This window comes from Flavobacterium sp. 21.1 (assembly GCF_057801535.1).
The window spans coordinates 329,212-341,816 of the sequence record NZ_JBYNXA010000002.1; the positions used below are offsets into that span (position 1 = coordinate 329,212).

General features: G+C 40.5%; 10 protein-coding genes. All 10 read left to right on the top strand.

Annotated features, from left to right (window positions below; all coding sequences use genetic code 11):
* The first annotated feature begins 3 nt into the window (after window positions 1-3).
* The 10 genes from AC3E9U_RS04870 (at window position 4) to ftsA (ending at window position 12,597) form a co-directional block, all read left to right on the top strand.
* Entirely contained in the window at window positions 4-348 is a 345-nt protein-coding gene (locus tag AC3E9U_RS04870; protein WP_325201829.1) for an FtsL-like putative cell division protein, read from the top strand.
* Window positions 339-2,336 carry a penicillin-binding protein gene (locus tag AC3E9U_RS04875; protein WP_488745788.1) on the top strand — a complete coding sequence of 666 codons (1,998 nt, stop codon included), beginning with the start codon at window positions 339-341 and terminating at the stop codon, window positions 2,334-2,336. The genes AC3E9U_RS04870 and AC3E9U_RS04875 overlap by 10 nt, the downstream gene beginning before the upstream one ends.
* The gene (locus AC3E9U_RS04880; protein ID WP_488745789.1) at window positions 2,336-3,796 is read left to right on the top strand and encodes a UDP-N-acetylmuramoyl-L-alanyl-D-glutamate--2,6-diaminopimelate ligase; all 1,461 of its coding nucleotides are present in this window, start codon (window positions 2,336-2,338) and stop codon (window positions 3,794-3,796) included. The genes AC3E9U_RS04875 and AC3E9U_RS04880 overlap by 1 nt, the downstream gene beginning before the upstream one ends.
* Window positions 3,797-3,799: 3 nt before the next feature.
* Window positions 3,800-5,023: a phospho-N-acetylmuramoyl-pentapeptide-transferase gene (mraY, locus tag AC3E9U_RS04885; RefSeq protein WP_488745790.1), complete on the top strand. Its 1,224-nt coding sequence runs from the start codon at window positions 3,800-3,802 to the stop codon at window positions 5,021-5,023.
* Window position 5,024: 1 nt separating this feature from the next.
* On the top strand, window positions 5,025-6,356 hold the full coding sequence (gene murD, locus AC3E9U_RS04890) for a UDP-N-acetylmuramoyl-L-alanine--D-glutamate ligase (protein ID WP_488745791.1): 1,332 nt from the start codon (window positions 5,025-5,027) through the stop codon (window positions 6,354-6,356).
* Between the two features lie 80 nt (window positions 6,357-6,436).
* Window positions 6,437-7,798: an FtsW/RodA/SpoVE family cell cycle protein gene (locus AC3E9U_RS04895; protein ID WP_488745792.1), complete on the top strand. Its 1,362-nt coding sequence runs from the start codon at window positions 6,437-6,439 to the stop codon at window positions 7,796-7,798.
* Window positions 7,799-7,894: 96 nt separating this feature from the next.
* On the top strand, window positions 7,895-8,989 hold the full coding sequence (murG, locus tag AC3E9U_RS04900) for an undecaprenyldiphospho-muramoylpentapeptide beta-N-acetylglucosaminyltransferase (RefSeq protein WP_488745793.1): 1,095 nt from the start codon (window positions 7,895-7,897) through the stop codon (window positions 8,987-8,989).
* 44 nt (window positions 8,990-9,033) lie between these two features.
* Window positions 9,034-10,392 carry a UDP-N-acetylmuramate--L-alanine ligase gene (gene murC, locus AC3E9U_RS04905; RefSeq protein ID WP_488745794.1) on the top strand — a complete coding sequence of 453 codons (1,359 nt, stop codon included), beginning with the start codon at window positions 9,034-9,036 and terminating at the stop codon, window positions 10,390-10,392.
* 60 nt (window positions 10,393-10,452) lie between these two features.
* Complete coding sequence (locus tag AC3E9U_RS04910; RefSeq protein ID WP_488745795.1) at window positions 10,453-11,175, top strand: cell division protein FtsQ/DivIB; 723 nt, start codon at window positions 10,453-10,455, stop codon at window positions 11,173-11,175.
* Between the two features lie 9 nt (window positions 11,176-11,184).
* Window positions 11,185-12,597, top strand: a complete 1,413-nt coding sequence (gene ftsA / locus AC3E9U_RS04915) for a cell division protein FtsA (RefSeq protein WP_488745796.1) — start codon at window positions 11,185-11,187, stop codon at window positions 12,595-12,597.
* Window positions 12,598-12,605: the final 8 nt, after the last annotated feature.

Sequence of the window (12,605 nt, forward strand, 5' to 3'; positions counted from 1 at the left end):
AAAATGAAGGGCGGAGTATACAGTTTGCTGAAGGCAAAATTTCTGATCGACGACGATGCATTAAAAAACTGGAAGTTTATCGTTTTCCTGATTTTGCTGGCCATGATAATGATCGGAAATGCACACCGATACGAGCAAAAGAATTACAGAATTACCGAGCTGACCAATGAAGTGAAAGAATTGCGATCAGAATTTGTAGACCGACGTTCGGAACTGATGGAACTCAAAATGGAATCAACGATTTCGACGCAGATGGAACCGCACGGGATTTTACCGTCGTCCGTTCCGCCGAAGAAAATAAAAGTGAAAGAAGAAGAAAGCAGTATTCTTAAAAAGATATGGCAGTAGAAAATAAAAATATTTCGTACAGAATTTATTTGGTAGCCTTCATGATTTTCATGATGGCTATTTTCGTTGCTGTAAAACTGACCAACATCCAGTGGGTAGAAGGTGATCATTACAGGCAATTAGCCAAGGAAAGAACGGTGCGAAATATGGTGATCCCGGCCAACAAAGGGAATGTTTATTCTGCTGACGGGAGTTTGCTCGCAACTTCGATTCCGAATTACACCATACGTTTTGATGCTGTAGCGCCGAAAAAAGAACATTTTAATGATAATGTAAAAGCTTTGTCGGATTCGCTTTCCGTAATGTTTGGTAAACCATCCGGGTTTTATCAGCGAGAATTGCGAAAAGCAAGAACGAATAAAAACCGTTATTATCTGGTTGCTCGAAAACTGAGCTATACCGAATATATGCGCATAAAAAGTTTTCCGCTTTTCAATTTAGGTGCTTATAAAGGAGGTGTCATTACAGAGCAAAAAACGGTTCGCGAGCACCCGATCGGTAAAATTGCAGAAAGAACTATTGGTTACGAGCGTTTTGATGAGAGCGGTAAAGAAACCCGTGTTGGTATCGAAGGAGCGTTTGGCGAATATATCAACGGGAAAGACGGAAAACGTCTGATGCAGAAAATCGCTAAAAACCAGTGGAAACCCATTAGTGATAATAATGAAATTGAGCCTCGTGACGGTTACGATATCATTTCAACCATCGATGTATATATTCAGGACATTGCACATCACGCCTTGCTGAAACAGTTGGAATATTACCAGGCGGATCATGGATGCGTGGTAGTGATGGAGACAAAAACGGGTGAAGTAAAAGCAATTTCGAATTTAGGCCGCGCGGAAAGCGGATCATACTACGAAACAATTAATTACGCTGTAGCAGAATCACACGAACCGGGATCAACATTCAAATTAGTGGATCTGATTGCTTTGTTGGACGATGAAAAAGTAGACACGAGTCATGTGTATGATTCAAAAGGGGGCGATATCACTTATAGAGGAAGACATGTTCGTGATTCTCATAAGGGAGGTTATGGGAAAATTTCACTGGCCAGAGGTTTTGAAGTGTCGTCTAATACAGTTTTGGTACAGGCAGTTTATGAAAATTATAAAAACAATCCGGAAGAGTTCGTGAACCGTCTGAATGGTTTAGGCTTGAATAAGCCTTTGGGATTGCCGTTTAAAGGAGAAGGAAAACCAAGAATTCCACAACCTAGTGAAAAGAGTTGGTCGGCTATTTCACTTCCATGGATGGCTTTCGGTTATGGGGTTTCCATGACGCCATTGCAGACACTTACGTTGTATAATGCCGTTGCGAATAATGGAGAAATGGTAAAACCGAAATTCGTTCGTGAGATCAAGGAATGGAATAAGGTGATCAAGAAATTTGATAAAGTGGTGATCAATCCGAAAATCTGTTCGGACGAGGCTTTGGCAAAAATTAAAGCGATTTTGGGGAATGTGGTCAAAAAGGGAACCGGTTCAAAATTGTATTCTAAAGATTTCTCCATGGCCGGGAAAACAGGAACAGCTCAGGTGGATTACCATAAAGGCGACGGAAACATGTATTACGCTTCGTCTTTTGTTGGATTCTTCCCTGCTGATGAGCCAAAGTATTCCTGCGTAGTGGTAGTTCATAAGCCTAATGTGGCAAGCGGATATTACGGAGCAGACGTGGCCGGGCCGGTTTTCAAAAGAATCGCACAAAAGATTTTTACCGATGTACCGTCTACAAACGAAATCAAAACGCTGAATGTGAAAATCACACATCAGGAAAAAAATTACGCTGAATATTATAATAGAGCGCAGAAAAAAGAGAATACCGTTCCTAATGTAAAAGGTATGGCCGGTATGGATGCCATCGCTTTGCTGGAAAACTTCGGGATGAAAGTAAAAATAGTCGGAAGCGGAAAAGTGAAACGGCAATCCATCCAACCGGGACAACGATTCAACAGAAATCAAATCATAACCATAGAATTATTGTGATGATTTTAAAAGACATATTATATAAAGTAGCCATTGAAGCCGTAAAAGGTTCCACTGATATCGAGGTGAATAAAATCGAATTCGATTCAAGAAAGATCGTTTCGGATGATGTTTTCGTGGCTATAAAAGGAACCATTTCCGATGGTCATGATTTTATAGAGAAAGCTATCAATCTTGGGGCTACTGTAGTAGTTTGTGAAACCTTTCCGGATTTAATTATCGACGGAATCACTTACATTCAGGTTAAAGATACCAGCTCTGCTTTGGCTTTTATGGCGGCTAATTTTTACGGAAACCCGTCAGCAAACCTTAAATTGGTAGGTGTTACGGGAACCAACGGGAAAACAACAATTGCATCCCTATTGTTTCAGTTGTTCAAAAAAGCGGGATTTAAAGTAGGATTGCTTTCCACCGTTAAAATTCTGGTAGATGAAACGGAATACAAAGCTACACATACAACGCCGGATTCACTTACGATTAACCATTATCTGAATGAAATGGCTGAAGAAGGGTGTGAGTTTTGTTTCATGGAAGTAAGTTCGCACGGAATCCATCAGAAAAGAACGGAAGGACTTCATTTTGTAGGCGGAATTTTCACAAACCTGTCACACGATCATTTGGATTACCATACCACTTTCGCGGAATACCGTGACGTGAAGAAGTCATACTTCGATAATTTGCCGAAATCAGCTTTTGCAATTTCAAATATCGATGACAAAAACGGAGCTGTAATGCTTCAGAATACGAAGGCCAAGAAACTTACGTATGCTCTGAAATCGTACGCGGATTACCGTGCACAGATTTTGGAAAACCAACTTTCCGGATTGTTGCTAAAGATTAACGATCAAGAGGTTTGGGTGCGTTTAATAGGTTCGTTCAATGCCTATAATTTGCTGGCAATCTATGCAACTGCGGTAGAATTGGGTTTGGAAAATCTTGAGGTTTTACGACTGTTAAGCGAATTGGAAAGTGTTTCGGGACGTTTTCAGTTCATTGTGTCGGACTCGAATATTACGGCTATTGTTGATTATGCACATACGCCCGATGCTTTGGAAAACGTATTGAAAACCATCGTCGATATCCGGACTAAAAACGAACAATTGATTACTGTTGTAGGCTGCGGAGGGGATCGCGATACTGCCAAAAGACCGATCATGGCCAAAATTGCTTCCGAAATGAGCGATAAAGCCATTTTTACTTCTGATAATCCAAGAAGTGAAGATCCGGAAATGATTATAGCTGAAATGGAAAAAGGTGTGGAGCCTCAAAATTTTAAAAGAACGCTTTCGATTACCGACAGAAAGCAGGCGATAAAAACAGCCTGTCAACTGGCGCAAAGCGGAGATATCATTCTGATTGCCGGAAAAGGACACGAAACCTATCAGGAAATTCAAGGTGTCCGTCACGATTTCGACGATATGAAAATAGTAAAAGAATTATTAGATCAATTAAACAAATAAGATATGCTGTATTATTTATTTCAATATTTAGACAAGACATTGGATGTGCCGGGAACGGGAGTATTCCAGTATATCACCTTTCGATCGGGTTTAGCCATCATTTTATCGTTGATGATTTCCACCATATTCGGAAAAAGGATCATCAACTATTTACGCCGACTTCAGATTGGAGAAACCGTTCGTGAGCTAGGTTTGGAAGGTCAGACACAAAAAGCGGGAACGCCAACCATGGGTGGTTTGATCATTATTTTTTCGACACTTATTCCGGTATTGTTATTGGCAAAACTGGATAATATTTATGTGATTTTGCTGATTGTAACCACGCTTTGGATGGGGACTATCGGTTTCATCGACGATTATATCAAGATTTTCAAAAAAGATAAAGAAGGCTTAAAAGGGATTTTCAAAGTTATCGGACAAGTAGGTTTAGGTTTGATTGTGGGTTCTGTTTTGTATTTCCATCCGGCCGTTACGGTTAGAACAGATACATCGACTACCGATATTTTTAAAGAGGGTGCTGTAGTTTCGGCAATGGCCAAAGAAGAGAAATCTACCGCAACTACGATTCCGTTCTTCAAAAACAATGAAATGGATTATGCGGAATTGTTAGCATGGGCAGGCGATGATTACAAAGATTATGCTTGGCTGATTTTTATTCCGGTTGTGATTTTTATCATCACGGCAGTTTCAAACGGAGCGAACTTAACAGACGGGATTGATGGTCTCGCCGCGGGAACGTCTGCTATTTCGGTGCTCACCCTCGGAATTTTTGCCTTTGTGTCGGGTAACATCATTTTCTCGAATTACCTGAACATTATGTACATACCCAATTCCGGAGAAATGACGGTCTACATTGCGGCCTTTGTAGGGTCGCTCATCGGGTTTTTGTGGTACAATACGTTTCCGGCATCGGTATTTATGGGTGATACGGGAAGTTTGACCATTGGAGGTATTATCGCTGTTTTAGCAATCGCTGTTCGCAAAGAACTTTTGATTCCGGTTTTATGCGGAATCTTCTTAGCGGAAAATTTATCTGTGGTGCTTCAGGTTTCATACTTCAAATACACTAAAAAGAAATTTGGCGAAGGCCGACGAATTTTTCTGATGTCGCCGCTGCATCACCACTATCAGAAGAAAGGTTATCACGAAAGTAAGATTGTGACCCGATTCTGGATCGTGGCCATATTGTTGTCGATTTTTTCACTAGTATCCTTAAAATTACGATAAGATGAGGCTAGTGATTTTAGGAGGAGGAGAGAGCGGAGTAGGAACCGCTATCCTGGGAAAGAAAAAAGGCTACGATGTTTTTGTTTCGGATTACGGAGAGATACGGAATAATTATAAGGAAGTGTTGATTTTAAATCAGATTCCGTGGGAAGAAAAACAACATACTGAAGAATTGATTTTAAACGCAGATGTGGTTATGAAAAGCCCCGGTATTCCGGATAAATCAAACATCGTAAAGCAGCTCAAAAAAAACAACGTTCCTATTATTTCTGAGATCGAATTTGCCAGTCAGTTCATTGATTTTATTACCATCGGGATTACGGGTAGTAACGGTAAAACGACAACGACAATGTTAACGCATCATTTGCTGAAACAAGGCGGGATGAATATCGGAATTGCCGGTAACATCGGAAAAAGCTTTGCCTGGCAGGTGGCTGAAAATAAATTTGAAGCTTACGTTTTGGAATTAAGCAGTTTTCAGTTAGACGGAATTGAGAATTATCGCCCGCATATCGCGGTGATGACCAACATCAGTCCGGACCACCTGGATCGTTACAATTACGATTATAATTTATATATCGAGGCTAAATTCCGAATTACAAAGAACCAAACCGAAGAGGATTATTTTATATACGATGACGATGATGAGGCAATAGTGAAATGGTTATCCGAAAATACAATACGAGCCAAAAAAATTCCTTTCTCGCTGATCAAAGAATTAGAAGAAGGTGCTTATGCAGACGAACAAAACATAACAACTCACATTAACAACGAAGAATTTACTATGCCAATCAACGAACTAGCTTTAGAAGGAAAACACAATGTGAAAAACGCAATGGCGGCTACAACAGTGGCTCAGTTAATGCGTATCCGTAAAGAAACTATCCGTGAAAGTCTGTCCAATTTCCAGGGCGTGGAACACCGATTGGAAAAAGTGCTGAAAATTCAGAATGTACAGTATATCAACGATTCTAAAGCAACGAATGTTAATGCGACCTTCTTTGCGCTTGACAGTATGAACACGCCTACAATCTGGATTGTTGGTGGCGTTGATAAAGGAAATGATTACAGTGAGTTAATGCCATTGGTTCGTGAAAAGGTAAAAGGAATCATCTGTCTTGGCGTGGATAATTCGAAAATAATGAAAGCGTTTGAAAACGTGGTTGATGTTATGATTGAAACAGCGAATATGACGGATGCAGTTAAAATTGCGCAGCGCATGGCCGAAAAAGGAGATACGGTTTTATTATCGCCGGCTTGTGCCAGTTTTGATCTGTTTGAAAACTATGAAGACCGCGGTAAACAATTCAAAAACGCGGTGCAGAATTTATAATAAGTGGGCTTTAGAACAGCAAACAAATACTAATACACTCAGCGCCTCTGTGCCTAAGTAACTTAGAAACGTAAAAGAAGATGAAAGAACTAATTGGTAAACTTAAAGGAGACAGAGGAATTTGGGCATTCGTGGCCCTATTGTCGCTATTTTCCTTTATGCCTGTATTCAGTGCGAGTACCAATCTTGTGTATGTGGTAGGAAATGGTTCGATAGTTGGGCATTTGATCAAACATTTGGTGCATGTTTTTATCGGTTTCTGTTTTATTTATTTCGTTCACAGAACGCCATATCATTACTTCAAAGCATTTTCCTGGTGGCTCATGCCGCTGGCCCTTATCTTGTTATTGTTTACAATGCTTCAGGGGAATACTATTGGTGGTGCCAATGCGAGCCGATGGCTGACAATTCCGTTTGCGGGAGTGTCGTTTCAGCCGTCTGCCTTTGCTTTTATTGTTATGATGGTCTATGTGGCGCGTTATCTTTCGAAGATCGAAGAAAAAGAGTATACTTTTAAATCCTCCCTATTTGAACTTTGGATGCCGGTTTTCGGTATAATCGGTCTAATTTTGCCGGCCAATTTTTCCACTGCAGCCCTGATGTTTTCAATGGTTTGTATGCTGGTTTTTGTTGGGAAGTACAGACTGCAGTATCTCTTCACGATTATCGGGATGGGAATTGCCGGTTTATTAATGTTCATCTTGATTGCCAAAGCCTTTCCGGATAATAAATTAACCAGTCGTGTTAATACCTGGATGAGCCGTATCGAACGTTTCCGTTCTGATGAGGAAAATGAAGACGATTACCAGATCGAAAAAGCAAAAATTGCTATTGCATCGGGTAAAATATACGGATTGGGTCCGGGGAAAAGTGTCCAGAAGAACTTTCTGCCGCAGTCATCCTCAGATTTTATCTTTGCCATCATTGTAGAAGAATATGGTTTGTTGGGCGGATTTGCCATTATGGGATTGTACCTGTTGTTGTTTTTCCGATTCCTGATTGCGTCGCATAAAGCACCAACAATGTTTGGAAAACTATTGATTGTCGGACTTGGATTTCCGATTGTTTTTCAGGCGTTCACCAATATGGGTGTAGCTGTTGAATTGCTGCCGACGACCGGACAAACACTACCTTTAATCAGTAGCGGAGGAACGTCCATCTGGATGACCTGTATCGCGGTCGGAATCATATTAAGCGTAACTAAAAAAGAAGAAGAAATTGCGCAAATCGAAGCGGAAGCTAAATTGAGGGACGAAGCATTGCAACGCATTATTGACCGTGAAGTGTCGCTTGAAATGGAAAGTGCAAACGAAAATGAAAATGGAAGTGTTAATGAAATCAATGAGATAGTCGACAGAGCTAAAAAAGCACAGAACGGTGAAAATTATTCCATAGAAGACCAAAGCGATAATCCGATGAATGCGGTTTTGAATAAGAAGTAGGTAGGAAGAGGATGGACTATAGAATAAAGAGAATATAAAGAACTTAGAGACTTTGTGTCTTTGCGGCAAATAAGGAATAACTCAGCAACAAAAAAAATGAAAAACAATCCAAAATTCATAATCAGCGGAGGAGGAACCGGAGGGCATATTTACCCTGCGGTGGCAATTGCAAACGAGCTGAAAAGTCGTTTTCCGGAGGCTGATATCCTTTTTGTGGGTGCCAAAGATAAAATGGAGATGCAGAAAGTGCCACAGGCAGGTTATCCGATCAAAGGGTTATGGATTGCAGGAATTCAACGAAAACTGACTTTAGAAAACGCGATGTTTCCGCTGAAACTAATTTCAAGTTTGTCCACATCATTCGGGATTATTAGAAATTTCAGACCGGATGTGGTTGTAGGAACCGGAGGATTTGCCAGCGGGGCTGTTTTGAAAGTGGCTTCCATGATGGGAATTCCAACGGTAATCCAGGAGCAAAATTCCTATCCCGGAATCACGAACAAACTGCTGAGTAAAAAAGCGAATAAGATTTGTGTAGCGTACGAAAATTTAGAGCGCTTTTTTCCAAAAGAAAATATGATACTAACCGGCAATCCGGTGCGTCAGGATTTGATTTCGATCAGTGAGAAAAAGAACGAAGCCCAAACACACTTCAATTTGGATTCTTCCAAGAAAACCTTGCTTGTTTTAGGCGGAAGTTTGGGGGCGCGAAGAATTAACCAATTGCTCGCAAAAGAATTAGATTTTCTGCTATCGCAAAATATTCAGATTATCTGGCAATGTGGGAAACTATATTTCGAAGAATACAAGCATTTCTCGGGCAAAGAAAATGTTCAGGTGCTTGCCTTTATAGATCGTATGGATTTGGTTTATGCGGCAGCTGATGTAGTGATTTCCCGCGCTGGTGCTTCTTCAGTGTCTGAACTGTGCATCGTTGGTAAACCGGTAGTTTTTATCCCGTCACCCAATGTGGCTGAAGACCATCAAACCAAAAATGCAAAAGCGATCACGGATAAAAATGGTGCTATTTTGCTTAAAGAGGCGGAATTGGATGCGCAGTTTGAAATTGTTTTTCAGCAATTGATTTCTAATGAAGAACAACAAAAGCAATTAAGCGCAAACATAAAGCAATTGGCTTTGCCTAACGCTACAAAAAATATAGTTGATGAGATTGTAAAACTGATAAAATAATCTTTAAATTATTAAATCGTTCAATCTTTAAATTAAGAAAAAACATGAACCTAAATCAAATACAGAACGTCTATTTCATTGGAATCGGAGGCATCGGAATGAGCGCCCTGGCCCGTTATTTCAAATTCATCGGAAAAAATGTGGCGGGTTATGATAAAACGCATACGCATTTAACGGGAGAATTGGAGGAAAGCGGTATTTCGATCCATTTCGAAGACGATGTGAATTTGATCGGTCAGGAATATTTGAACAAAGAAAATACGTTGGTGGTAATTACGCCGGCTGTGCCTAAGCATCATTCGGAATGGAATTACTTTCTCGATAACGGATTCGAAGTGAAAAAACGCGCCGAGGTTTTAGGGATAATTACCAAAGATACGTTCTGTTTTGCTGTGGCCGGAACACACGGAAAAACGACGACTTCCAGTATTTTGGGGCATGTACTGTATGAAAGTGGGGCCGATGTTACTGCTTTTTTAGGAGGAATTGTGGAAAACTACGATTCAAACTTAATAGGGAGCGGGAAAACCGTAACGGTGGTGGAAGCAGACGAATTTGACCGTTCATTTTTACACCTGCATCCTAATATTGCCTGTGTGACTTCAATGGATGCGGATCATTTGGATATCTACGGTGATGCGTCAGCGATAGAAGCTTCGTTCGTGGAATTTGCGAATAAAATCGAAGACAAAGAAAATCTTTTCATTAATAACGGATTGCCATTAGATGCGATAACGGTTGGTGTAGATGATGGTTCTGATTTTGTGGCAAAAAACATAAGAATAGAAAATGGTTGGTATGTTTTTGATGTGAAAACGCCAACGGAAGAAATAAAAGATTTGCGATTTGGCCTACCGGGCAGACATAATCTGACCAATGCTTTGCTGGCTTTGGCGATGGCACGTACTTTCGGCACCCCGACCGAGGACATTGCCAAGGCTTTTTTAACATTCAAAGGAGTAAGACGCCGTTTTTCATTCCAGATCAGAAGACCCGAGTTTGTGTATATCGATGATTATGCACATCATCCGACGGAAATAAATGCCGTACATCAGGCGGTTCGCGAGCTGTATCCGGGTAAGAAGGTATTGGCTGTTTTTCAGCCCCATTTATTCAGCAGAACTAAGGATTTTGCAGATGATTTCGCCAAGAGTTTATCGCAGTTTGATGAAGTGATGTTGATGGAGATTTATCCGGCCAGAGAATTACCGATGGAAGGGGTTACTTCTCAGTGGCTATTGGATAAGATGAAAAATGATAATAAAAGACTGGTTCAGAAGGAAGAATTGATTTCCCTGATGAAAGCATCTGATGCTCAGGTGCTTGTTACAATCGGAGCAGGAGATGTCGGCGAAATGGTGCCGGATATTAAAAAAGCCTTAGAAGATAACAGAAGTCATTAATAAATTGCAAGCATTCAATTGCCAGTGCATTGAATACTATGGGAAAATAAACTTGATGAGATGAAAAAGATTAAATGGACAGACGTTCGGATAGTGCTCATGATAGGAGTGCTGATTTTTCTGTATTCGTTCTCGGCAAAACGAAATGAAGACAGAAAACTGGTAAAAACGGAAGTTAAATTCATTGGCGAAAACACGCCTTTTGTCACCGATGAAATGGTTAATAACTTGTTAATACAAAATTTTAACAGTGTTACGAGTATACGAAAAGATAAAGTAGATTTGAATAGATTAGAGCGTGAACTCGATCATCATGAAATGATTGCTGACGCACAGGTTTACGCTACTGTTGACGGAACTCTAAAAGCACTCGTAACGCAAAAGACCCCAATCGCTAGAGTGAGTAACGAAAGAAGTTCATATTACATTGACTACGAAGGGAATAAAATGCCTTTGTCGGATAATTTTTCCGCAAGAGTGCCGCTTGTTTTAGGGGAAATAAATGAAGAAAACAGAAAAGGTCTGACGGAAGTGTTTCAAAAAATTCACGATGATGATTTTTTGAAAAAAAACATTACCGGCGCTAAGATTTTGGAGTCAGGAAGCTTATTGATGACGAACAGGAATTACAATTATGAGATTCTTTTCGGTAAACCGATCAATGTTGATAAGAAGTTTAATAATTACAAAGCGTTCTTTCAGCATGCGATCAAAGACACTTTGATAGGCGAGTATAAAATGATTAATTTGAAGTTTACACAGCAGGTTGTGTGCACCAAATAGAAGGAGATTATGGAAAAAGAAAGTATTGCAGTAGGGTTAGACATCGGGACAACGAAGATCGTTGCGATGATTGGCAAGAAAAATGAGTATGGGAAGTTAGAGATTTTAGGCGTTGGAAAATCCAAAAGCCTTGGTGTAGCTCGCGGTGTTGTGAATAATATTACGCAGACAATCCAGTCGATCCAGCAGGCTATTGTTGAAGCGGAGGCGGATTCCGGTTACAAGATCAATGATGTGGTGGTTGGTATAGCCGGTCAGCATATTCGTAGTATTCAGCACAGCGATTACATCAGCAGAAGCAATCCTGAAGAAGTAATCGGAGATGCGGATATCGATTTGTTGATCAATCAGGTGCACAAACTGGCGATGTTGCCGGGGGAGGAAATCATCCATGTGTTACCGCAGGAATTTAAGATTGACGGTGAAGCCGAAATAAAAGAACCTATCGGGATGTATGGCGGACGTTTGGAAGCCAGTTTCCACGTGGTGGTAGGTCAGGCGTCTTCCATCAGAAATGTGGGTAGATGTATTAAAAGTGCCGGATTGGATCTGTCGGGATTGACTTTAGAGCCATTGGCGTCTGCAGATGCGGTTTTAAGTCAGGAAGAAAAGGAAGCCGGAGTTGCTCTTATCGATATCGGTGGGGGAACAACAGATTTGGCTATTTTCAAAGATGGGATTATTCGTCATACCGCCGTTATTCCTTTTGGAGGTAACGTAATTACTGAGGATATCAAGGAAGGCTGTTCGATTATTGAAAAACAGGCGGAATTATTGAAAGTAAAATTCGGTTCGGCTTGGCCGGGTGAAAATAAAGACAATGAAATTGTTTCTATCCCTGGATTAAGAGGTCGTGAGCCTAAAGAGATTTCGTTAAAGAACCTTTCAAAAATTATTCATGCCCGTGTGGTTGAAATCGTTGAGCAGGTTTTTGCGGAAATCAAAGCTTACGGACACGAAGATCCGCGTAAAAAACTGATTGCAGGAATTGTGTTGACCGGAGGTGGGGCACAATTGAATCATATCAAACAATTAGTGGAATATATTACGGGTATGGACACTCGAATCGGATATCCAAACGAGCATTTGGCTGGAAATTCTGATGAGGAAATATCAAGTCCGATGTACGCCACTGCTGTTGGTTTAGTAATGAACAGTATTCGTAATAATACCAGAAGTGCAACGCCTTTGGTACAAATGAAAAAAGAAGAGCCGAAAATTGAAATCAGACCTCAGGTTGTAATTGAGGAACGAGTAGAAGAAGTTTTGGAAACGGTAGAGCCAATACAGCCGGTGCAACAGCATGTGACTTATGAAAAGCAACCGCAAGTAGTACACGAATCTACCGGAGATAAAATAAAGCGAGGCTTTTTTGATAAATATATAGACAGAATTAAGGAATTTTTAGATAACGCAGAATAAAACCGATA

Excerpts from the sequence above, each read along its gene's own strand:
- AC3E9U_RS04870 (WP_325201829.1), top strand. The coding sequence starts at position 4 with ATGAAGGGCGGAGTATACAGTTTGCTGAAGGCAAAATTTCTGATCGAC.
- AC3E9U_RS04875 (WP_488745788.1), top strand. The coding sequence starts at position 339 with ATGGCAGTAGAAAATAAAAATATTTCGTACAGAATTTATTTGGTAGCC.
- AC3E9U_RS04880 (WP_488745789.1), top strand. The coding sequence starts at position 2,336 with ATGATTTTAAAAGACATATTATATAAAGTAGCCATTGAAGCCGTAAAA.
- mraY (WP_488745790.1), top strand. The coding sequence starts at position 3,800 with ATGCTGTATTATTTATTTCAATATTTAGACAAGACATTGGATGTGCCG.
- murD (WP_488745791.1), top strand. The coding sequence starts at position 5,025 with ATGAGGCTAGTGATTTTAGGAGGAGGAGAGAGCGGAGTAGGAACCGCT.
- AC3E9U_RS04895 (WP_488745792.1), top strand. The coding sequence starts at position 6,437 with ATGAAAGAACTAATTGGTAAACTTAAAGGAGACAGAGGAATTTGGGCA.
- murG (WP_488745793.1), top strand. The coding sequence starts at position 7,895 with ATGAAAAACAATCCAAAATTCATAATCAGCGGAGGAGGAACCGGAGGG.
- murC (WP_488745794.1), top strand. The coding sequence starts at position 9,034 with ATGAACCTAAATCAAATACAGAACGTCTATTTCATTGGAATCGGAGGC.
- AC3E9U_RS04910 (WP_488745795.1), top strand. The coding sequence starts at position 10,453 with ATGAAAAAGATTAAATGGACAGACGTTCGGATAGTGCTCATGATAGGA.
- ftsA (WP_488745796.1), top strand. The coding sequence starts at position 11,185 with ATGGAAAAAGAAAGTATTGCAGTAGGGTTAGACATCGGGACAACGAAG.